We start from the raw sequence: 21156 nt of genomic DNA, 5'->3' as shown, positions 1-21156 counted from the left end.
TTGCAACAAAAACGCATCGATTCGATCGACTTTTGGCGCGGCGTGGCGCTGGTCGCCATCCTCATCAATCACATCCCGGGCAATGTTCTAGGGGCCGTCACGCCGCGGAATTTCGGCTTTTCCGACTCCGCGGAACTCTTCGTCTTCCTCTCGGGCGTCTCGGTCTATCTGGCCTATGGCGAGCCCAGAATGAGGCGCAATTCCGCCGCCGCGGCCGCAATGGCGCGCCGCACCGTGAAGCTTTACGGCGCCCATCTGATCTTAACGGCCATGGGCCTCGCTCTATTCTGGACCGCAAACCAATTCACGCCAAACGATCTGCTGGGCGCCGAATATGGTCGGGCGACGCCTTTTCTCGATCCGGTCAGGGGCGTTCTCGGCATTCTGGCGCTCAGCCATCAGGTGGCCTATTTCAACATATTGCCGCTCTATATCGTGCTGATGGCGGCGGCCCCGCTGCTCCTCGCCCTCGCATTGCGCGGCCGCCTCGAAATGCTCGCGGTTTCGGCCGCCGTCTATGGCGGCGCGCGGATCGCGGGCGTCAATCTGCCTTCCTGGCCCGAACCCGGCGGGTGGTACTTCAATCCCTTCGCCTGGCAATTCATGTTTGCGCTCGGCATTTTCTGCGGCGGGGCGCTGCGGGGGGAGGGGGTGCCTTTCAATCTCGGCGCGTTGAGATTCTCGCAGGCTTTCACGATCGCCTCCGGGCTCGTGGTCTCGAATGTTTTCGGGCTGGCGCCGGGTCTTCTGGACGAGGCGGGGCGTTATCTCGACTGGGATAAGAGCCAGCTCGGCGTCGCGCGGATCGTCGATTTCGTCGCGCTCGCTTACACGGTCTATTTTTCCAATCTGAACTGGAGCGTCAGGGAGACCGCCGTCTTCGACTTCTTTGCGCTTCTCGGCCGCAATCCTCTGCCTGTTTTTTGTGCAGGCAGCCTGATCAGCGCGCTGGGGCAGATCCTCTCAAGCTCCGATCTCGCGTCGCCCCTTCTCGACATCGTCTATGTGGGCGCGGCGCTATTGCTGCTCCACGGCCTCGCCGGCCTCCTCGACCGCGACGAGCCGGCTCTGGTTCGGAGGGCCGCCCGGGTTCAGGACGCCGCCGCCAGCGAGGCTTGACGGCTTATCGAGGCTTGCAGCGATCGAGGCTTGCGGCGGATCAAGGCTTGCAGCGGATCAAGGCTTGGCGTTCTTCGCCGGGGCCGCCATAATCATTGCCCCAGGGAGGCGGGCAATGGAAGAACCCGGAACGGGCGAGGGGCCGGCGACTGCGGCGGTTCTGGTCATTGGCGACGAAATTCTGTCGGGACGCACACAGGATACGAATACGCGCTACATCGCGGATTATCTCGCCGAAATCGGCGTCGATCTGCGCGAGGCGCGGGTCGTGCCGGATGTCGAAGACGAGATCGTCGCGGCGCTGAACGCCCTGCGCGCCCGCTACACATACGTTTTCACGACGGGCGGCATCGGCCCGACGCATGACGACATCACCGCCGACGCGGTCGCCAGGGCCTTCGGCGTCGCAATTGGCGAGGACCCGCGCGCCATCGCCATGCTGCGCGAGCGCTTCACCGAAGAAGAACTCAACCCCGCCCGCCGCCGCATGGCGCGCATTCCCGAGGGCGCTGAACTCGTGCGCAACGGCGCCTCCAAGGCGCCGGGCTTCTGGATCGGCAATGTCATCGTCATGGCGGGCGTCCCCGTCATCATGCAATCCATGATGGATACAGTGGGGCCGCAACTCAGATCGGGCGCGCGCGTTCTGGCCGAAACGGTCGAGGCGGGCGCAATTCCGGAAGGCGGCTATGCGATGAAGCTCGAGGAGATCGCCAAGGCGTATCCGGGCGTGAGCATCGGCTCCTATCCGCATTTTTCGGCCGACGGCGTCCGCAATCAGATTGTTCTTCGCAGCCGCGACGCGGACGGCCTGGCGGCGGCGGCGAAGGACGTGCGCGGGCTCCTTTCCGATTTGGTCAAGCAGGCTCCATGAGAAAATCTGGCGAGAGCGATATGCAAAGCGGCCCGGACAAAACCTTTCCCGTCTCCTGGGACATGTTCCATCGCGACGCGCGCGCGCTGGCGTGGCGGCTCGCGACGATCGGCGGCTTCTCGGCCATCGTGGCGGTGACGCGCGGCGGCCTCGTGCCGGCGGGCATCGTCGCGCGCGAACTCGGCATCCGCGTCATCGAGACGGTCTGCGTCGCGAGCTATCACGAGGAGACCGAACGCGACAAAATCGACGTGCTCAAGCCGCTGACCGACACGATTCTCTTACGGCCGGGCGCGGAGGTGCTGATCATAGACGACCTTGTGGATACGGGCGCGACGGCCAAGGCCGTGCGGGAAATGCTGCCCAAATCGCATTTCGCCACCGTCTACGCCAAACCGCAGGGCCTGCCCATGGTCGACACTTTCGTCACCGAGGTCTCGCAGGACACCTGGATCTATTTCCCCTGGGACACGGGACTGACTTTCCAGGCGCCGATCCGCAAACCGCAACGGGCGACGCGGCGGGGATGATTTGGCGCTTGTCGCCGGCGCGCGGCGCGACTTATAAACATTCTCGATTAGTCACGAATAATGCGGGCGTGGCGAAACTGGTAGACGCAACGGACTTAAGGAAATTTGAGTGCTCATGCGGGAAACCGCGCGAGTAGAACCGCTCAAAGTCGGGGAAACCTCGAAAGTGGCGATCCCGAGCCAAGCCCGCCTCGCGGCGGGAAGGTGTAGAGACTAGACGGGCGGCGCCTAAGGCGCATGGCGCTAGGGCGAAGGGATAGTCCAGACCCCAAACTCGCAGAAAAGCGAGGCGGCGAAAGCCGTAGCGGGTAAGAAAATCCGTAGGGCCGCAAGGCCTGTGCCGGTTCGATTCCGGCCGCCCGCACCAACGACCCGCCGTGAACCGTCGCGCCCTGTCGCGAAAGTCGCCAGCTCTCAAAGACGCTTGAGCGAGCGCAACGCGAACGGAACCAAGTCCACAATTTCGCGTTGTCCTTGACCGCCCATAAAAGAGGCGGAAACAGAGAGGAGATGCGATATGCAAAAGCTGGAAATCCTACTCATCGTCTTCGGCTTTATCAGCATCGGCGCGCTTTCGACGTTGATCAGCCTATAGCGCAACAGGTGGCCCGCCCCTTTATTGCGCTTCGAGAAGTATTGGAAATGAAACATATCCAACTTCTTGCGGCGCTGCTTTTTATCTCTTCCGCCGCTCATTCTTCTGACCAGCACGGTCTCTATTTGTCTCCCGGGCCAAAACGTCTTTCTTGCGTCGTTAGCGAGGGCGGCGCAACAATCGTCGTAAAGCTCTCAACCGCAAATTATAAGCAAATCTCTTCGTTTGCCGGGTTCGTGCGGCTAAATGGCAAGTCATTGTTTCACAATCCGGAGCGGGTCAAATTCGCGGCGTTGGAAACGGAAGGGGATGAGTTGAATTTAGGAGTTGGCAGTCTCGATGTGCAATATAACATCAATATAAAGCTGCGCACCGGAGAGGCCATTTACGAGGTAGGCGGGCCAAAACTGCAAACTTTAACATTGAAGGGAACCTGTCGCTGGAAATGAGTTGGTTGTAACCGCTGGCGCCACGCAATACATGCACCATTTATGCTCCGCTAAGAAACGCTTTCTGCTATCTCGCCCGGCGCCATGGAGGCCTTTGCCGCGCAGCTCGGCGGATCGCTCTTCCGGGGCGGGCATGCGTCTGTCAGTGAAGTTCACCGGTCACGGATGAAGGCGAGGACGTCTCTCTTAACCATTCTCCTTAACCTTTATTAAGGGTTCGCCGCCATCATCCGACGCCGCGCGACGATCGCGCGATCGATGATTCGACGGGCGGCAATGAGCGACGCGGCGAAGCGACTTCTGACGGATTCGACCTTCGCGAGCGCTCCGGCCTCCCGCGACAATGCGCAGGCGAAGGTGGCGACGTCGCACGCGCCGCTGGACATGATGCTTGCTTCCGGCGGCGACGAGCGCATCTGGCCGGACCCGGTGACGCGCCGCAACCGCTATGGCGCGCCGGCGGCGCCGGCGCCGCAGGAAATCTGGTTTTCCTCCTCCACCGCCAGCGCCATCACCGAGCGCGGCTACGCTGCGGCGCGCGACGCTTTCGACGCCCTCTCGCAGGACGGCGCCGATCTTACCCGCTGGTTCGACGACATTCGCGCCCGCATCGCCGCGCAATTCGGCGTTCCGGGCGTCAAGGTCGTGCTCACCGCCTCGGGGGCGGAAGCGGAATTCGCGGCGCTCGCCGTCGCCAAGGCGCTGTTCGACCGTCCCATCGCCAATATCGTCGTCGCGCCGGACGAGATCGGCGGCGGCGTCGCGCTTGCGGCGACCGGCGCCCATTTCGCCGCCGCCGCCGCCTTCGAGCCCAATGTCGAAAAGGGCGCGCCGATCGCGGGCTGGGAGAAGGGCGATGCGGTCATGCGCCGCGTCGAGATACGCGACGCCAATGGCCGCCTGCGTCCCGCCGCCGAGATCGACCGCGCCGCCGGCGTCGCCGTCGCCGATGCGCTGCGCACCGGTCGCGCCGCGCTGCTGCATCTGCTCGACGCGTCCAGGACCGGCCGCGGCGGTCCGAGCCGCGCGATTGCGCGCGAGATCAGCCGAACCGCCGGCGGACGCGCGCTCGTCCTTGTCGACGCCTGCCAGCTGCGTTGCGCCGCCGATCAGATCAGGGCCGATCTCGCCGACGGCTTTCTGGTGATGGTCACCGGCTCGAAATTCGCGGGCGGCCCGCCCTTTTGCGGCGCGCTGCTGATTCCGCCGGACAAGGCGAAGAAGCTGCGCGGCCTGAGCCTGCCGGCGGGCCTCGCCGCTTACGCCGCGCGCCGCGACTGGCCGCAAAGTTTCGAGGGCGCCTTCGAGGCCGCGAGCTTCGCGCCCGCCAATCTCGGCATGGGCCTGCGCTGGACGGCGGCGCTCGCGGAAATTGAAGCCTATGCGCAAATCCCCGCGCCGCTTCGCGAAGAGATCGCCATGCGCTTCGCCGAGTCGGCGCGCCGCTGCGTCGCCGGCAACGCCGATCTCGATTTTCTCGACGCCGAAAGCTGGCGTCTCGGCGGCAAGCCCGCGACGATCTTTCCGATCCTGACGCATCAGGGCGATCCGGCGCAGGCGCGGCTGATCTATGAGTCGCTGCGCGCATCGACCGGCGTTTTCGACTCGGCCGAGCTGGCGCGGATCTGTCACGTCGGCCAGCCCGTGACGGTCGCCGGCCGCGCGGCGCTGCAACTTTGCTTCAGCATGCCGCAGGCGAATTTCGTCGCCGAGCGCGTGGCCACGGGCCTCGATATCGACGCGGCCTTTCTGCCCTTGCGCTGGAACATGGAGCTCCTGTTCCGCAAATGGGGCGCGCTCGCCAAACGTATCGGCGTGAATGGCGGACTCTCCCTCGCCGCATCCAAAAACTAGATCGCGCCGCCTCGGACGAGCTCCTGCATTCGCGGGAAGAGATGCGCGCTTTCCTGTTCGCAAATGACGGTCAGCGCTTCGACGGCGCCCTTGCGAGCTTGCTGCGCCGCCTTCCATACAGAAAATAAATCGCCAGCCCGATCGCCATCCAAATCAAAAAACGCTCCCAGGCGATGAGCGGCAGGCGCGACAGCAGCCATATTGAAAAGCCAACTCCGGCGAGCGGCGTGAAGGGAACGAAGGGCGTGCGGAACGTCCTCGGCGCATCGGGTTGCGTCTTGCGCAGCACGATGATGGCGAGACTAATCACGACGAAGGCGGAAAGCGTGCCGATATTCACGAGCTCCGCAACCTCCCTGATCGGATAGAGCGCCGCGACGATCGCCGTCAGCGCGCCCGCGATGAGGGTTGGACGATGCGGCGTGCGAAAGCGCGGATGCGCCACCGCGAACCATTCCGGCAGAAGTCCGTCGCGGCTCATCGCGAACCAGATGCGCGCGCAGCCCAGCAGAAAGGCCAGCATGACGCTGGTGATGCCGGCGACGGCGGCAACCGACACGATGAAGGCGACCCAGGGCAGGCCGATCGCCTTGAAGGCGGTCACAACCGGCGCGGCGCTGTCGAGCGCGTCGTACCGAACGATGCCCGTCAGCACGAGCGCCATGGCGACATAGAGCGTGAGCGACACGGCGAGCGACAGCAGCACGGCGCGCGGCAGGTCGCGCTGCGGATCGCGCGCTTCTTCGGCCGCCGTGGTGAGCGTGTCGTAGCCGAAGACGGCGAAAAACACGATCGCCGCGCCCTCCGCGACGCCGGAGAAGCCAAAAGGCATGAAGGGCGTCCAATTCTCGACGCGCACGTAGGGCAAGCCGACCGCGATGACGAAGAGCGCCGCGGCGATTTTGAGAATCACCATCGCCGAGTTGAAGCGCGCGCCCCATTCGATGCGCAGCGTCAGAAGCGCCGCGACGCCAAGCGCGCCGAGGGCCGCCAGGACGTCGACGACGCGGCCCGGACCGGTTCCCGCCGCGCCCGCGGCCCAATCGGGAAGCGGAAGACCGAGTTGCGAAAGCAATGACTGGAGATAGCCGGACCAGCCGATGGAAACGACCGCGACGACGAGCGCATATTCGAGCAGGAGATCCCATCCGATGATCCAGGCGACGAGTTCGCCGAGCGCCGCGTAGGCGTAGGTATAGGCGCTGCCCGCGACGGGAATGAGCCCGGCGAATTCGGCGTAGGACAAGGCCGCGGCGCCGCTTGCGACGCCCGCAATGAGGAACGACAGAGCCACGGCCGGGCCGGCCTGGTTCGCCGCGACGACGCCGGTCAGCACAAAAATTCCGACGCCGATAAGTCCGCCAAGACCGATGCCGGTAAGCTGCCAGACGCCGAGGACGCGCCGAAAGCTTTTATCGCCGCCCGCCTCCGCGCGCAGCGACTCGATGGATTTGACGCGCGTGAAATCTTGGTAGCTCATGCCCGGCCCTCATCCTCGGGCTTCACATAAGCTACTGCGCAGGCCCTGTCATGCGCATGGAGAGAGGCTTCACGGCCGCTCTCCCGCGCGTTCCGCCCTTACTTTTTCTCCGCCGCCTCGAGATGCGTCAGCGCTTCTTCGGCGTGCTTCGTCGCGCCCGGCGCGTCCTGCTTCTTGCCCGTGTCGATTGCGGCCTGGAGATGGGTGATGCCCTCCTTCGTGTGCGGATTGGCTTTTTCCGCTTCCGCCTGCTCGGCGTGCTTCAAGGCCATTTCGGCATGCGTCACCAGAACGTCGGCATGGCCCTGCTTGCCATGGTCGATCGCCTCCTTGGTGTGTTTGACCGCCTCGGCGAGATGGTGGCTTTCGGCCAGCGCCAAGCGCGGGGCGAAAGCGAGTCCGACAGCGAGGGAAAGCGCAACAGCGAAAACTCTGCGATTCATAGCTCAACTCCTGCGATCAAGCGCCGCAAGCGTTCATATGGTGCGGCTCGAAACCGATTCCAATCGTCCGCGCTCATTGTCGGTCTGCGGCGAAAAGCGCGCAGCTTTCGCCGAATTCTCCCAGCCCGTTTTCCAGATATGAGGCGAGAAGCGGAATGCCGAGAAGGTAGGAAGACGTCGGACCTTTGCGCCGCTGGCGCGCCTGCCGCACCGCGTCGTCCCATTCATCGGCGGCAAATTCGCCGCGGCCCACCCATGTCAGCGCGACCAGCTCGGCCTGCTCGTCGTCGTCCATCGCTTCGATGAAGGAGGCGATTTCATTGCGCACCGAATCATAGGCGTCCTCCGTCAGCACGCTCACGAATTTGTCGTCCGTCGCATTGGAGGCGTCGGCGTCCATGCCTTCGTCTTCGCTTTCGAGCTCACGCGCCTTCACGGCGACGTAACAAACTTTTTCGGTATTGATGGTGGGCATGCGTTCATTCCTCCAAATGCGCCTCCAATGCGCCGAGCCGCCTTGAACGCGGCCCTTGTCCGGCGGCCTTGCCCTTTGCATATAATTCGCTGCGGACCGTTCGGTCAGTCCGCGCGACTTTTTGGAGCGGCAAGATGCGCATCGGCGTCCCGAAGGAGATCAAGAACAACGAATTTCGCGTCGGTTTGACGCCTTCCTCGGTCGTCGAGCTTGCGCATGCGGGACATGAAATCCTTGTCGAGCCTTCCGCCGGCGAGGGGGCTGGGCTCAGCGACGACGAATATGTCGCCGCGGGCGCGGCTCTCGCGCCCGCGCGCCAGATATTCGAGCGCGCGGATCTCATCGTGAAAGTGAAGGAGCCGCAGTCTTCCGAGGTCGCGATGCTGCGACAGGGGCAGCTTCTTTTCACCTATCTTCACCTTGCGGCCGATCGGGCGCTGACCGAGGGCCTCATGCGCAGCGGCGCCCATTGCATCGCTTACGAAACTGTGACGGCGCCCGGCGGCGGCCTTCCGCTTCTTGCGCCCATGTCGGAAATCGCCGGCCGGCTCGCGCCGCAAATGGGCGCGCGCTTCCTCGAAAAGCCGCTCGGACGCGGCGTGTTGCTCTCGGGCGCGCCGGGCGTGCCGGCGGCGGAGGTTCTCATTCTCGGCGCCGGCAGCGTCGGCCTGCAAGCGGCGACGATCGCGCTCGGCATGGGCGCCAATGTGCTGATCGCCGACCGCAGCGTCGATGCGTTACGTCGGGCGGAGGCGCGGCTCGCTTTCGCGGCGCGCACGATCTATTCCACGCGCGCGGCGATCGCCGAGTCCATCAAGCGCGCCGACCTCGTCATCTGCGCGGCGCTCACGCCCGGCGCGCGCGCGCCGATTCTCGTCACGCGGAACATGATCCAGACGATGAAGCGCGGCTCGGTCATTGTCGACGTCGCGATCGACCAGGGCGGATGCTGCGAAACGTCGCGGCCGACCAGCCACGCCGATCCCGTCTATGTCGTCGACGGCGTCGTGCATTATTGCGTGACGAACATGCCCGGCGCCGTGCCGCGCACATCGACCTTCGCGCTCAACAATGCGACGCTCCCCTTTGTTTTGACGCTCGCCAATAAGGGCTGGCCGCGAGCGCTCGACGACGATGCGCATCTTCGCGCGGGGCTTGAAATAACCAGCGGCCGTATTGTCTCGGAGCCCGTCGCGGCGGCGCATGGACTCGCACTTATGCAGATGACGGATGTCTTTCATGGTTAATAGTTTCTTGAAAGTTGACATTCAACTGTCGATAGCAAGCAACTGTCCAATCACGTCGTCATGTTTACTATTACTATTCTATTGACCGGAACCTTGCGCCGAATTTAACTGAGCCTATCGGCCGATTCGAAGCGGCGGCTTGTTGATTCAGCGAGGAATTCGAGAATGTTCATCATCGTGGACGAGCGAGATCTCGTAACGAATGGTTACGCCTGCCGATTTGGCCAGGAAGGCGTCGCGTCCACGGGATTTCGGCCCGTGCAATTCAAGGATTGGGTGGCGAGCGCGGGCGAGGGCGACGTGCAGGCGGTCGAGGCGTTTCTCATCGGCGAATGCCCGCAGCGTGAAGAAATTCCGCGCATCATCCGCCGCAGATCTCAGGCGCCGGTCATCGCGATGAACGACGCGCCGTCTCTGGAGCAGACGCTCGGACTTTTCAGCGCCGGCGTCGACGACGTGGTGCGCAAACCGGTTCATGTGAGGGAGATACTTGCGCGCGTTCACGCCATTCGCCGCCGCGCCGAAGCGCGTCCGGATTGCGCGATCGCCGGCGGCATTCAGGTGTTCTTCAATGGCGGCGATCCGCTGGTGAATGGCGAGGCGCTGCCACTGCCGCGGCGGGAGCGCCGCATCCTCGAATATTTGCTCGTCAATCGCGGGCGCCGTTTGACGAAGGCGCAAATTTTCAACGCCGTTTATGGCCTTTTCGACGACGACGTCGAAGAGAACGTCATCGAAAGCCATATCAGCAAATTGCGCAAGAAGCTGCGCGCGCGACTCGGCTATGATCCGATCGATTCCCAACGATTTCTGGGTTATCTTCTCGCCCCGCAGCCTGCGCCGGGCGCGTTGACGTCGAACTTGCGGGCCGCCGGATGATAATCGCGCCTTAGCGTTTTTTGTCTATTGCTTGCGTCTCGTGAAAAGCGGGGCGCGCCGTGGCGGCTTTTGCAGACGTGTTGGGCGAGACCGAAAAGCGCTTTGCCGATATCGAGCGGCATTCGCCGCCGCGCGCGCCGTCGCCTGATCCGATCGACGTTGCGCCCTTTGTCGCAAACAAGGTCTGCGCGGAAACGGCTTATCGCCGCTTGGGGAATATCGGCCTGTCGGAACCCGTCGGGTCGGCGTCTCTGACGTCAGGAGACTTTACCGATATGCTGCGCGACGCAATGGGCTCGCCTGTAAGGTTGTGCGCGCTTCGACGGTCGATCGCCCGGCGTCTCCATCCCGACCTTTGCGCCGCTGCGCGATCTTCCGTACAGGCCGTCACAATGGCGCATTGCAATGCGCAAATCGACGCCGCACTTATCGCCTGCCGCGCTAATTCTCCGAAATAGCGCCGCTTTGCGTGACGACGGTCCACTTGCGAGAGTCCTGGCGGATCGACAACACCTCGCCCAGCCCCGCTATGCGGCTTCCAGGCGCAATGCGTATGATCCGTCCCTCCGGGAGGCGGATGACGGCGCTTTCTGGCGATGCGTCCACAATCTCATATGTTTCGAGCGTCGCGCGGGAAGACGTGCGCTTTCGCGTCGACCCGACCGGCGCGTAATCGATTCCAGGCCCATCTTCTCTTCTCGGAGGAGCGGAAGCGCGAGTCGCCGGCTTCGCGTATATCGCCAGATGCTCCATTCCCGCGATTCGCGGAGATTGATTAGAATCGGATAATTCGCGGAAGGCGAAGACCGAACTCGCCGCGGCCAGCAAGGCGCCGGCGCCGCGCAGAACGACTTCCGAGAAATCGAGCTTACCGAACATTTGGCCTGCGACCTTCGCTTCGATCCATTGCTTGTAAGCTACTCCTCGTCGATGATCCGAAGCTGATCGGTCTCCGCGGCGCGGTAAAATTTCAGTTAACGAATGCAAGGCCGGAGAAAGCTTCGCGTCCTAATCTGCGAACATCGTTGAAAAGGAAAGAGGCCCGCATGCATCCGATGTCGCAACTTGATCAGCTTCGCCGCCAAATGGCCGAGGAACTGACGATGATCCCGCAATATCGCGCGCTGAAAGCCATGGAGCGCTTCATCGCGGAGCTTTCCGGAATCTACGAGGCCCCGTCCGAAGCGCCTCAGGAGGCCGAGAGCCAGGACTCCGACAAGAAAATCGCGCAGGCGATCGAAAATCATCTACGCGGCGACGCGGGTCCGACAATCGTCAAGAACGCGGCCTATCTCCCGATCCATCGCGTCGCATAGCGGCGGCGCGATTGTCGCGCGGCGGCGTCGCCGCGCGCCTTTATCGCGGGGTCTCGTCGCGGGGAATGAACGCGAAGCTCCTGATGAGCGTTTCCTTGATGACGCTCCTGCCCAGCCTCTGGTTCACATTGAGCGTCAACTGGCGTGTGAGCGCCGCCAGATCGGTTTTTTCCGCGCGCGCATAGTCGACCTTGGATTCTCCGTAAATCAGGCGGAAAGCTTCGTCCATGACGAAGCTGGACGGCTCGATTCCGACGTCGTGCGGGTCCTCCTTTTCGCTCACAATGCTGAACGCCACGGTGACGTAACCTTTGAGCGCGCCATTCGCGATAAGCGGCACGGTGATCGGCTTGATGGTCGTTATCTGACGCGCGTCAATATGACCGCCATTCTCCGTTGATGGATGAGTCCGCCAATAAGCGCCGCCAAAAGTCGCCGCGAGGCTCACCAGGCAGGCATAGGCGCCCAGCAGGAGACTTCGCGTCATCATTCGCGCCCTTTTTGGCGAAAGGCCTTATAGGTGCCGTCCGATTCGTCACGCCGAATGCCGGCGAGAATGAGCGACGCAATCTCCTGCGTTGCCCGGAGGCGCCGCTCCAAATATTCCTTGTTTTCCTCAAGCGCGTCCTTGAGCCGTAGCGCCGTGTCGCCGAAGCAGGCGAAATCTCCCGGTCGCGCGCTCTTCGAGGCGAGGGTGAATTCCAGAAGAGCGTGCGTCTTTCGCGCATTCAGGACGGGGAAATCAAGCCGCCCTCCCTCCTTCAACAGACGCGTTTCTCCTTCGATGATCGACGCCAGTCGCTCGACGCATCTTTGCAGAGCAAGAGACGGCCTCGAGCTTCCGGGCTCGCTCCGATCGACCGAAATCTCGTCAGCGACCATCTGCCATATCCTTGCTCATCCCTCGGGAGGCGCACTTTGCAAGAGAAGCTTCTGAACGCCGATTCCCCCTGCCTGCGCCAGTTGCTCGCCGAGTCGCTCCGCCATGAGAGAGCGCCATACCCCGCTGGCGGCTCCCGAACCGAAGACGCCGGTTTCTTCCTTCGGCAACAGCATTTCGAGCCAGGACTGGAGGAGAAAGGCTTCGAATTTTCGCGCGGCGGTGGGCGCCGTGGCGTCTCCCTTCGGCGCGGTAGCGGAGGAAGAGCTGTGCTGAAACGTCGTCACGCCCGTCGCGGTTAGCGAAGCCGAGTCGAAGCGATGACGCGCAAGATCCGCGCGCATGGCGCTCGCACGCTCGAGGCGCTCGAGGGCGAGATGCGCCTTTGTGGGATTTGCGGCGCGCGCAACGTCCGAGATCAGGTCGGTTGCGGGGAAGATCGACATGGCTTTTCCTTCGGCTGTCAATTTGACGCTAAGCCGCCGGACTTGCCGCGCGCTGACGGCGTCGCCGCAAGAAGGCGCGTCCGCTCGTCTCTCGCCGCTTCCAGACGGAGCGCGTCGTCCGTTTCCTCGAGCTTTCTTTCGAGCAGCTTGGCGCGCCTGCCATATTCCTTCGCCTGCGCACGGAGCGGTTCGATGGCCGTCTCCAGCTCCACGCGTTGAGCGGCGATGCGTTGGAGGCGCCTCAGAACGAGAGGCGCGTATTGATCGAGGGCCTCCAACGCCGCGCGTTCCGCCAGGCGCAATTCCGCGATCGCCGCCTCCGTAGCGGCGAGGCGCGAGCGGGCGACTTTCGAAAGCAAATACGTCATCTGTTGAAGGCGCGCGAGTCGGTTTCGGCGGTCTCGCTGCATCATCCGCGCAAAACCTGGTCGGAGAAATGCGAGATGAAGGCGGTGAAAAAATCTGGCGACAGCGCGAAAAAGGCGTAAAGACCGAGAAAGATCGTGAGCGGCCCGGAGAGGAAATAGACCTGCGCCTGCGGAGTCAGCCGCGAGAGGAACCCGACGGCGAGATTGACGATGAGGGCGAAAAGCAGGAACGGGCTGCAAATGCGCAAGGCGAGGAGATGAGACTGGGTCAGCGCATGCGTCAATTCCTCGAGAAGCGCGGCGGCGTCCGGCGCGGCGAGCGCCGGCGCGGAATCGTAGGATAGCGATAGACCGCGAATGAGCTCCAAATGCAGGTCCGTGACGAAAAGGAGCGTTATGGCCGCGGTGACGATGAAGGAGGCAAGCGGGGGAGCCGCCTCCGTCTCGGCGATGGCCCCGCCGAAAATATTGCCGAGGCCGAAGGACATGGCGACGCTCGTCGCCAGCGTTTCGAGCGCCAGGAGATAGAAGCGCGAGAGGAGGCCGAGCGCGACGCCGATGATCGTCTCCGAAAGCAGCCCCGCAATCATAAGGCTTGGAAGCGTCAGGTCGGTTTTAGGCAGGCTTTCGATCAGCGCCGGCGTCATCGCGACGGAGACGCCCAAAGCCAGATAGAGACGGCTTCTGACCGGAATGCGATCGTTCGAAAAACCCGGCGCGGTCATCAGGCAGCCGCCGACCCGGCAGAAGATGACGAAGCCGCCGATGAGAGGAATTTCAGGCGGCGTCATGAGAGGGTTCCGAGCGATTTGATTTGAACGCCGCCGGCGATTTCAAGATGCGACAACACCGCCTGCGAGGGAAAGGGGCGGCTCAGGAGCAGACGGACGTAGGGCCGCGCATCGGGCGTCGTCAGGACGATGAAAATCTCTCCACGCTCCAAACGTTCGCCGATCGCTGCTCCAGCTTCATGAGTGAATTTTTCGATCTGCGCCGGATCGGCGTCGAAGCCCAGCGTCTCGCCCTTGGCGTCGCGCTTCAAATGCTCGTGGAAGAAGAGGTCCCAGCGCGCTCCCAGCCGCAGAACGCCGAGAGCGCCGTCGACGGAAAGGTCGCTGCAAATTTGCGGCGCCAGCCGCGCGCGCACATGTTCGACGATGGGCTCGGCGCGACGCGCGAAGGGCGCGGCTTCCGCGACCGCTTCGAGAATAAGCTCGAGATTGCGGATGGAGACGCGCTCGACGAGAAGTAATTTGAGCACGCCCTGAAGCGTCGAATGGGTGACGAGATTCGGAACCATATCGTCGAGAAGCCGCTTATATTCGGGCTCCAGACGGTCGAGCAAAGTTCGCATATCCTTGTAGGTGAGCATTTGCGCGAGATTGTTGCGAAGCGTCTCGGCGAGATGCGTGAGCAGGACCGAGGCCGGATCGATCGGCGAATAGCCCTGGCGCTTCGCCTCTTCGATCATCACGTCCGAGATCCAGAGGGCTTTGACGCCGAAAGCCGGATCGACGGCCTCTTCGCCCGGAAGATCGGGCGCCGCGCCGCCGCCAATGACGATGAGATGATGGCCGAGGCGCAGTTCGCCTGCGGCGGCGATGGCGCCGTGTATGCGAATTTGATAATGCTTGGGCTTGACGTCGAGATCGTCCGCGAATTGGATGTCGGGGAACATGAACCCGTAATCGCGCGCGAAATTGCGCCGCATCTTCAGGACGCGATGTCCGAGCTCTCCTTGGGGGGGCAGCAGGCCCGCCCATAATTGCTTGCCGAGGCTGAGCTCCACGGCGGGAATGCGCAAGACGCTCCGCGCCGAGGCCTGCATCTCCTGCTGCGCCTGCCGCTCGAGCGCGCGCTGGGCTTCCTTTTCCTCCAGCCGCGCTTTTTCAGCCTGTTTGGGGATGAGATAGGCGACGAAGGCCATGGCTCCGCCGAGCGCGCCGAAAGGCGTCAGCGGAAGACCGGGAATGAGCGCCAGAACGAACATCAGCAGCGCGGCGACGAAGAGCGCCCGGGGATACATGCCGAGCTGACGCAGGATGTTCTGCTCCGCCGAGCCTCTTGTCCCGCCTTTAGAGACGAGAAGGCCCGCCGAGAGCGAAACGATCAAGGCGGGTATCTGAGAGACGAGGCCGTCGCCGACGGAAAGCTTCGTATAGACGTCTGCGGCGGAAGACAGAGTCATGCCGTGACGCGTGACGCCGATAATGACGCCGCCGAATATATTGACGGCGAGAATGATGAGCCCCGCAATCGCGTCGCCGCGCACAAATTTCGACGCGCCGTCCATGGAGCCGAAGAAGGCGCTTTCCTCTTCGAGTTCTCTTCGCCGGATCTGCGCTTCGCGCTCGTCGATCAAGCCGGCCGAGAGATCGGCGTCGATCGCCATCTGCTTTCCCGGGATCGCGTCGAGGGTGAAACGCGCGCCGACCTCGGCGATACGCGTCGCGCCCTTCGTGATGACCAGAAAATTCACCGTGACGATGATCGCGAAGACAGTGAGGCCGATGACGAAATCGCCGCTCATCACCAGCCGCGAAAATCCGCTGATGATATAGCCGGCGGCCGTCGAGCCCTCGGCGCCATTGGACAGGATGAGGCGCGTCGTGGCGATGTTGAGCGACAGACGAAGAATCGTGGCGACGAGCAGGACGGTTGGAAAGGAGGAAAAATCGAGCGGCTTCTGTATCCAGAGCGCGACCATGAGAATGAGAACCGACAGGCCGATCGAGAAAGCAAGTCCCGCATCAAGGAGAAAAGGCGGGATCGGCAGGAAGAAGACGCAGAGAATGAAAACGATGGACATGGCGAAGCCGATGTCTCGCGAACTCGTCTCCGCATTCGGCTGTTTGGCGTTCAGGGCGTCCGTCATGGCGCGCTTCCTCCTGCGGCGGCGCGCCGCTCAATAGCCCTTTTCGATGCGCGCATAGGCGAATTGCGCGAGCGTATTGATCTTAGAGCCGATGAAGGGAGCCGAAAGGCCGAGCACCGCGATCATGGCGACGATCTTCGGCACGAAGGTCAGGGTCATTTCCTGAACCTGGGTCAGGGCCTGAAGCAGCGCGACCGCGACGCCGACGATCATGGCGGCGCCGACGAGGGGTCCGGAAACGACAAGGATCGTGACGATCGTCCGATGGACGATCTCAATGGCGTCGGCTTCGTTCATCGATCAACTGATCGTGACGCCGGGGCCGAGCGCCAATTGACGTCCGTCTTTCAGCGTTGCGATCAGGCCTGCATCCGTCATGGTCACCGATGCGATAAGGCCGCTTGCGGAACCGTCGGCGGCGGTCGCCGTCTTGCCGATGAGCGCGCTTGCTTGCGAGAGAGTCGACATATCCGATAGCCGCTCGAGAAGCGCATTGGTCTTCACCGCCTGCTCGACATTGGAGAATGTCGCAAGCTGCGAAACGGTCTGGGTTGGATCGAGCGGCTTCGTCGGGTCCTGATTCTTCAGTTGCGTCACGAGGAGCTGCAGGAAGGCGTTGAAATCGCCCGTCAGCTTTGTCGCGTCCAATGAAGCCGTCGAGCTTGAAGCCGCGGAGGAGACATTATTCTGTACGAGCGGAATGGACATGACTTTTCCTTTCAGGCGGCGCCGCGTTGTTCGGTCTGTGGCGAGGCGGCGAGTTCCGCTTCGATCTGAAACATCGCGCGAACCGCCTTGAGCGCCTCGAAGGGCCGTTCGTCCGCGATATGACGGATGGCCGCGCCGAGGCCCGCGACGATGCGCGGATCCTTTGCGGCGCCGCTCAGAGAGACGAGCGTCTCCCGGCAAAGCGCGACGGCCGCATCGCAATCATTTGGCGATATGATCATCGTCTGGATGACGAAATAGAGCCGGCGCAGCGGCGTCGTCGCCTCCTCCTCCTGCATGACGTGATTTTCCAGGAGGAAGGTGACGTCGTTGAGCAGCTCGATGCAGACTTTGCGGTCGACGCGCAGCACGGCGCCATTGACGAAGATACGTTCGCCGCGACGGAGCGAGATATTCATTTCAGGTCAGCCCATCCGCGATGATCTGGTTGATGTCGATGAGCCCGTCGAAATTCTCGGATTCGCCTCGGTCTATGAGATCGGTCTCGCGCCGCATCCAAATCCCGATCGAAATGAGCGACGCCCGCAGCTCGGGCGGCAATCCATTGTCGTCATTGCCGAGATCGGCGAGGAAGATCGTCCACAGGCGCCGAACGAAAGCTGTCGCCTCGAAAGCCTCCGGCGAGCGCGGACCCCGCGCCTTCGCCAGATTGAGCCTGGCGATCGCGGCTTGCAGCGCCTCTCTCTCTTTCTCGCGCGCGCTTCTCGCTGAATCGGACGCGATTTCGGCGTAGCGTTGCTGATACATCGCGATGCGTCTCTCTCCTCTACAGATATTTGGCGAGGCTGAGCTGGGAGATCCGCGCCGTCAGCGTATAGGCGGTTTCGATCTGCGTCATCAGGCCATTGACCCTTGCAGCGGCGTCGGTTTCGTCCACAGATTCGAGATCGTGCAATTGGATGCGGATCGTATCCGACTGAATCGTCATCATGTCGCTGGATGTCTTGATCTCGTTCTGCATGACGCCGATGCGCGCTTGCGTCTTCGTGGTTTCGCCGACGCCGCGATCCAGTCTTTCCAACGCGCCTGTCAGCAGGGCGTGGTATGTTTCGTCGCTCATATTCGCCGCGCCGAGGTCGGCGATCATGACATAGGCGGCGGCGACGTCCTTGAGGCCCGGCTCGTTCGCCGTGACGGAACTGTCGATGACGTGAGAGAGTCCGATCCGGCTTGTCAGCGGCTTGTCCGATGCGCCCGACCAATCGCCGCGCCAGGCGGCGCCGGAGAACAGCGTATCATAGGCGCCCGTCAGGAAAGACCGCATTTGCGTCTGCGAGATCGATGCGACCGCGGGGTCGGCTTGATCGAATCCGAAGGCGTTTGCAAAGGCGGCGTCGACCGCGGCCTTGTTCGGGGCGGGCGGCTCGGCGAAATAATTTGCGATCGGCGGGACGTCGGAATTTATTCCGCCAAAGAAGAATCCCTCTCCGTCGCCGCTATTGAGCTTTGCGACGAACTGGGTGAGCGCATTTCGGGCTTGAGCGACGATGGCTTCCCTTTGTCCGCCATCCGTCTGAGCGGCAAGAAGAGTCGTGCGCATGCTCCTGGCGTCGGCGACAAGGCTGTCGAGGGCGGCCTGCGTCGATGCGAGGCGCGCATCGACGAGACTATTGGTCGCCTGCAACGCGCCGACGCCTTCCTGAGCGTCGGCGAGCGAAACGCTGAAGCTCGCGCGCACGCCAAGGGCGACGCTCGGATCGGCGCGCTTGCCGGTCGCCAGCTCTTTCTGGGCGCGGGCGAGTTCCGATTGCAGATCGGCGATCCCGCCTCTGAGCGAGGCGTTCATCGTATAGGAAGACGTTATGCTGAACATGGAAGGCACTCACGCGCGGATGGCTGAAAGCAGGGAGTCGAAGAGCGAGTTGACGGCTTCGAGCAATTTGGCCGAAGCTTGGTAGGAATTTTCGAGCGCCAGCATTTGCGTCATCTGATCGTCGAGATTGACGCCGGTCGCATTGGAGAGCGCCTGGGTCGTCTGCGAAACAAGGGCGTCGAAATAGGAGGTCGCGCCGTCGGATTGCTTTCTTTGCGCGGCCAGCCAACCGATCGCGGCGCTCGCAAAGTCTTTCAGCGAGCCGGAGCCCGAGAGGCCGGCGGCGGGATCGAATGATTGAGGCGCGGCGTCGGCGCCGGCAAGTTCGATCAGCCGGGTCGAATAGCCCGTCGCGCCGCTCGAATTATAGATGTAAGCGGGATCGTTCGAAACGCCGCCGTCGCGCAGCCGCGTGATAAGGCCGCCTCTTGCAGGATCGACATTGGCGTTCACCTCGATCGCGCCTGCAAGGCCGGCCATGAGAGAAGCGCCGGGCGCTTCGCTCGCGCCCGGGTAGGTGAAAAGTCCCGGAAGCGGCTTCCCGCCGGCGCCGCTCTGATCCTTTTCCGCGAAGGCTGCGACAAGGCCGCGGGCGATCTCGTCGAGTTGCGTCTGGAAGCGCGGCGCAAGCTCGTCCCGAATCTTCGCCAGCGCCTGAATCGTTCCGGAATTCAACGCCAGCGGCGCGCCGGCGCCGGTGATCTGCACGCCGTCGATAAATATGGCGGCGCCCGAAACGCCGGGCGAGAGATTCGTCGTTTCGCTGAAGGTCATATGGCGAGGCGTCGTCTCGAAGAGCGTCACGCCGCTGTCGGTATAAAGAACCATGTCGTTATTCGACCGCATCACCGTGGTGACGCCGACGATTTTCGACAGTTCGAGAAGGACGTCGTCCCGCTGATCGAGCGCATCCGTGACGTCGGCGCCGCTGACGCTGCCGGAAACGATCTCGCTATTCAACGCGCCAAATCGCGCAAGAAGGCTGTTGACGTCGTTCACGGCGGAGGCGATCCCAATATCGGCCTGCCGGCGTTCCGTTTGCGCGGCGGTCGCAGCGTCGCGCAGCGAGGCGACGACGTCTTGGGCCGCGTCGAGCGTGAGTTGCGCGGCCGTTTCATTCGCTGGCGAGGCGCTATAAGCCTGCAGGGCGCTCGACAGCTTGCCGATCAGCGCCGCGGGAGACCGGCTGTTGGCGCTGTCCTGCAAATTCATCGATTGGTCGAGCCGTGCGAGCGAGTCGGCGATCGCCGTTTCTCCCGCTTGCGAGGCGCTGGCGGAGACAAGGCTGCGAAAAAGCGCGGCGTCCGCCGCCCGTCCGACCCCGAGAAACGCGACGCCTTCGTCTCCGGCCGCAATTTTTGCGCGCTTGGCGCTGACTCCGGCAATCCCGGCGGCGGAAATGTTGCGTGAGGCGACGCTGATTTCGTTCGAAATCACGCCGAGCGATTTGGCCGCGACGGCGCCGGCCGAGGTCAGGGACATGGCGTCTTCCGTTTACTTGATATTGTTGAGGACCTGGAGAATTTCCGAGGCCGCCTGGAAGGATTGCGTGTTCGCCGTGTAAGAGCGCTGCGCGACGATCATCGTGGAGAGTTCGGTGGCGAGATCGACCGTCGAAGCTTCGAGCGTCGCGGATGCGATTTCGCCCCTGCCGCCGATCGCGGCGGCTCCAACGAAAATCTGTCCCGAGTCGCCATTCGCCGCGTATACGTTGCCTGTGTAGCTCGAGAGCGCCGTCGGCGCCGCGACCTGAGCGACGCCGATGCGGTAGGCGGCGGCGAGCTGGCCATTGTCGAGCTGGTAGCTCAAGGTTCCGTCCGTCGCGATGTCGACTGCGCGGATGGCGCCCGCCGCATTGCCATTGACGGTGATTTTGCTGACGCCGAAGGGCGCGCCTAGCTGGGTCGTGTCCTTCAGGTCGAGAGCGATCGCGGTTCCGCCGGGCGGCGTGAAATTGAGCGCGGCGCCGGAGGCGATCGAGCCGTTCGCGGGATCGAAAGCGAGGGACTGCGTCGCGAGCGGCGCGGTCGCGTAGGGAAAGCCGCCATTGGTCGCGGCCGCCGAGTCGTAAACCGTCATTTCCCACGCATTGGGGCCGGTCTTTGCGTAATAGACGTCCAGCACGACCGGTTTGCCGAGATTGTCGTAGACGGTCAGCGAGGATTTGGCGGAGAATTTGGCGCCGGCCGCATTTGTCGACGGAAGATTGGCGGCGGGAACGGTCGTGGCGGCGGAAGGAAGATTTGCGGCGAGCGTTCCCTCTGTCGTCGGATTTGCGTAGAGCCGGTCGTTCCGCACGCGCACAACTTCCATATTGGTCAGCGCGTCGGTTTGCGAGCCTTCCGGAAAGCCCATCAGATAATAACCGGCGGCGTTGACCAGGCGGCCCTGCGAGTCGGGGACGAATGATCCGGCGCGGGTGAGGAATGTCGCGCCCGAACCGTCCGACACGACGAAGAAGCCGTTTCCACGAAGGGCGAGGTCGGTCGAATTGCCGGTATGCGTCAGCGCCCCCTGGCCGCCGACGTCGTAACGGCTGCGCGTATACACGCCGCCGCCAAACTGATCCCCGCCCTGAAATCCATTGAGCACGGTAAGAAAATGCGTCGTCGCGCGCTTGTAGCCGACCGTGCTCGAATTGGCGATGTTTTCGGAGATATTGGCGAGCGCGTCAGCCTGCGCGGACATGCCCATGATGGAGGTGTTGAACAAACCGAATGTGCTGCTCATCGCGTCGATCCGCATAGAGTGATCCGACGTGATCTAAGCCGCTGGAACTTGTCC

Annotated in this window: 26 protein-coding genes; 8 read left to right on the top strand and 18 right to left on the bottom strand. The window is 63.0% G+C overall.

What is annotated here, in order from left to right; translation table 11 throughout:
- From MMG94_RS08405 to gpt, 3 genes are all read left to right on the top strand, one after another.
- Positions 1-1119, top strand: a complete 1119-nt coding sequence (locus MMG94_RS08405) for an OpgC family protein (RefSeq protein WP_016919431.1) — start codon at positions 1-3, stop codon at positions 1117-1119.
- Positions 1120-1234: 115 nt separating this feature from the next.
- Positions 1235-1993 carry a competence/damage-inducible protein A gene (locus MMG94_RS08400; protein WP_016919430.1) on the top strand — a complete coding sequence of 253 codons (759 nt, stop codon included), beginning with the start codon at positions 1235-1237 and terminating at the stop codon, positions 1991-1993.
- Entirely contained in the window at positions 1990-2523 is a 534-nt protein-coding gene (gpt, locus tag MMG94_RS08395; protein ID WP_016919429.1) for a xanthine phosphoribosyltransferase, read from the top strand. Before MMG94_RS08400 ends, gpt begins: the two co-directional genes overlap by 4 nt.
- 414 nt (positions 2524-2937) lie before the next feature.
- Here gpt and MMG94_RS08390 read toward each other — a convergent pair whose 3' ends face one another.
- Positions 2938-3174 carry a hypothetical protein gene (locus tag MMG94_RS08390; RefSeq protein WP_016919428.1) on the bottom strand — a complete coding sequence of 79 codons (237 nt, stop codon included), beginning with the start codon at positions 3172-3174 and terminating at the stop codon, positions 2938-2940.
- On the opposite strand from MMG94_RS08390, the gene MMG94_RS08385 reads away from it, so the two are divergent.
- Both MMG94_RS08385 and MMG94_RS08380 read left to right on the top strand, forming a co-directional pair.
- The gene (locus tag MMG94_RS08385) at positions 3166-3567 is read left to right on the top strand and encodes a hypothetical protein (RefSeq protein WP_154419919.1); all 402 of its coding nucleotides are present in this window, start codon (positions 3166-3168) and stop codon (positions 3565-3567) included. The two genes, MMG94_RS08390 and MMG94_RS08385, sit on opposite strands and share 9 nt — an antisense overlap.
- A 276-nt stretch (positions 3568-3843) precedes the next feature.
- Positions 3844-5421, top strand: coding sequence for a hypothetical protein (locus MMG94_RS08380; RefSeq protein ID WP_016919426.1), 1578 nt, complete (start codon positions 3844-3846; stop codon positions 5419-5421).
- 70 nt (positions 5422-5491) lie between these two features.
- On the opposite strand, the gene MMG94_RS08375 is transcribed toward MMG94_RS08380, so the two are convergent.
- From MMG94_RS08375 to MMG94_RS08365, 3 genes are all read right to left on the bottom strand, one after another.
- Positions 5492-6901, bottom strand: coding sequence for an amino acid permease (locus MMG94_RS08375; RefSeq protein WP_016919425.1), 1410 nt, complete (start codon positions 6899-6901; stop codon positions 5492-5494).
- 98 nt (positions 6902-6999) lie between these two features.
- Entirely contained in the window at positions 7000-7344 is a 345-nt protein-coding gene (gene smbP, locus MMG94_RS08370; RefSeq protein ID WP_016919424.1) for a small metal-binding protein SmbP, read from the bottom strand.
- A gap of 73 nt (positions 7345-7417) precedes the next feature.
- Complete coding sequence (locus MMG94_RS08365) at positions 7418-7819, bottom strand: DUF3775 domain-containing protein (RefSeq protein WP_026016164.1); 402 nt, start codon at positions 7817-7819, stop codon at positions 7418-7420.
- A gap of 134 nt (positions 7820-7953) precedes the next feature.
- Here MMG94_RS08365 and ald point away from each other — a divergent pair, with 134 nt between their 5' ends.
- Entirely contained in the window at positions 7954-9066 is a 1113-nt protein-coding gene (ald, locus tag MMG94_RS08360; protein WP_016919422.1) for an alanine dehydrogenase, read from the top strand.
- Between the two features lie 165 nt (positions 9067-9231).
- A complete protein-coding gene (locus MMG94_RS08355; RefSeq protein WP_016919421.1) occupies positions 9232-9945 on the top strand; it encodes a response regulator transcription factor in 714 nt (237 codons plus the stop codon).
- Positions 9946-10386: 441 nt separating this feature from the next.
- Here the strand turns inward: MMG94_RS08355 and MMG94_RS08350 are convergent, their stop codons facing one another.
- Positions 10387-10824 (bottom strand): hypothetical protein, encoded by a 438-nt coding sequence (locus tag MMG94_RS08350; protein ID WP_016919419.1) that lies wholly within the window; start codon positions 10822-10824, stop codon positions 10387-10389.
- 167 nt (positions 10825-10991) lie between these two features.
- Between MMG94_RS08350 and MMG94_RS08345 the strand changes: the two genes are divergently transcribed.
- The gene (locus MMG94_RS08345; protein ID WP_154419921.1) at positions 10992-11261 is read left to right on the top strand and encodes a hypothetical protein; all 270 of its coding nucleotides are present in this window, start codon (positions 10992-10994) and stop codon (positions 11259-11261) included.
- A 40-nt stretch (positions 11262-11301) separates the two neighbouring features.
- Here MMG94_RS08345 and MMG94_RS08340 read toward each other — a convergent pair whose 3' ends face one another.
- The 13 genes from MMG94_RS08340 to MMG94_RS08280 are packed head-to-tail and all read right to left on the bottom strand — an operon-like array spanning position 11302 to position 21102.
- On the bottom strand, positions 11302-11751 hold the full coding sequence (locus tag MMG94_RS08340) for a hypothetical protein (protein ID WP_016919417.1): 450 nt from the start codon (positions 11749-11751) through the stop codon (positions 11302-11304).
- Positions 11748-12143 (bottom strand): hypothetical protein, encoded by a 396-nt coding sequence (locus tag MMG94_RS08335; RefSeq protein ID WP_016919416.1) that lies wholly within the window; start codon positions 12141-12143, stop codon positions 11748-11750. The genes MMG94_RS08340 and MMG94_RS08335 overlap by 4 nt, the downstream gene beginning before the upstream one ends.
- A 15-nt stretch (positions 12144-12158) precedes the next feature.
- Positions 12159-12587 carry a rod-binding protein gene (locus MMG94_RS08330; protein ID WP_154419923.1) on the bottom strand — a complete coding sequence of 143 codons (429 nt, stop codon included), beginning with the start codon at positions 12585-12587 and terminating at the stop codon, positions 12159-12161.
- 17 nt (positions 12588-12604) lie between these two features.
- Positions 12605-12955 carry a hypothetical protein gene (locus MMG94_RS08325; RefSeq protein WP_154419925.1) on the bottom strand — a complete coding sequence of 117 codons (351 nt, stop codon included), beginning with the start codon at positions 12953-12955 and terminating at the stop codon, positions 12605-12607.
- Between the two features lie 41 nt (positions 12956-12996).
- Positions 12997-13746 (bottom strand): flagellar biosynthetic protein FliR, encoded by a 750-nt coding sequence (locus tag MMG94_RS08320; protein ID WP_016919413.1) that lies wholly within the window; start codon positions 13744-13746, stop codon positions 12997-12999.
- Positions 13743-15830, bottom strand: coding sequence for a flagellar biosynthesis protein FlhA (gene flhA, locus MMG94_RS08315; protein WP_016919412.1), 2088 nt, complete (start codon positions 15828-15830; stop codon positions 13743-13745). The genes MMG94_RS08320 and flhA overlap by 4 nt, the downstream gene beginning before the upstream one ends.
- Before the next feature lie 30 nt (positions 15831-15860).
- Positions 15861-16127, bottom strand: a complete 267-nt coding sequence (locus MMG94_RS08310; RefSeq protein ID WP_016919411.1) for a flagellar biosynthetic protein FliQ — start codon at positions 16125-16127, stop codon at positions 15861-15863.
- Positions 16128-16130: 3 nt separating this feature from the next.
- Positions 16131-16538 carry a flagellar hook assembly protein FlgD gene (gene flgD, locus MMG94_RS08305; protein ID WP_016919410.1) on the bottom strand — a complete coding sequence of 136 codons (408 nt, stop codon included), beginning with the start codon at positions 16536-16538 and terminating at the stop codon, positions 16131-16133.
- A gap of 11 nt (positions 16539-16549) precedes the next feature.
- The gene (gene flbT / locus MMG94_RS08300) at positions 16550-16957 is read right to left on the bottom strand and encodes a flagellar biosynthesis repressor FlbT (RefSeq protein ID WP_016919409.1); all 408 of its coding nucleotides are present in this window, start codon (positions 16955-16957) and stop codon (positions 16550-16552) included.
- A 1-nt stretch (position 16958) separates the two neighbouring features.
- Positions 16959-17306: a flagellar biosynthesis regulator FlaF gene (flaF, locus tag MMG94_RS08295; protein ID WP_016919408.1), complete on the bottom strand. Its 348-nt coding sequence runs from the start codon at positions 17304-17306 to the stop codon at positions 16959-16961.
- A 19-nt stretch (positions 17307-17325) separates the two neighbouring features.
- The gene (locus tag MMG94_RS08290; protein WP_016919407.1) at positions 17326-18372 is read right to left on the bottom strand and encodes a flagellar hook-associated family protein; all 1047 of its coding nucleotides are present in this window, start codon (positions 18370-18372) and stop codon (positions 17326-17328) included.
- Between the two features lie 9 nt (positions 18373-18381).
- Entirely contained in the window at positions 18382-19854 is a 1473-nt protein-coding gene (gene flgK, locus MMG94_RS08285) for a flagellar hook-associated protein FlgK (RefSeq protein WP_016919406.1), read from the bottom strand.
- A 12-nt stretch (positions 19855-19866) separates the two neighbouring features.
- Complete coding sequence (locus MMG94_RS08280) at positions 19867-21102, bottom strand: flagellar hook protein FlgE (protein WP_026016162.1); 1236 nt, start codon at positions 21100-21102, stop codon at positions 19867-19869.
- Positions 21103-21156: the final 54 nt, after the last annotated feature.

The organism is Methylocystis parvus OBBP, assembly GCF_027571405.1.
Taxonomy (GTDB): Bacteria; Pseudomonadota; Alphaproteobacteria; order Rhizobiales; family Beijerinckiaceae; genus Methylocystis; species Methylocystis parva.
This window is presented reverse-complemented; position numbering and strand designations above follow the sequence as displayed.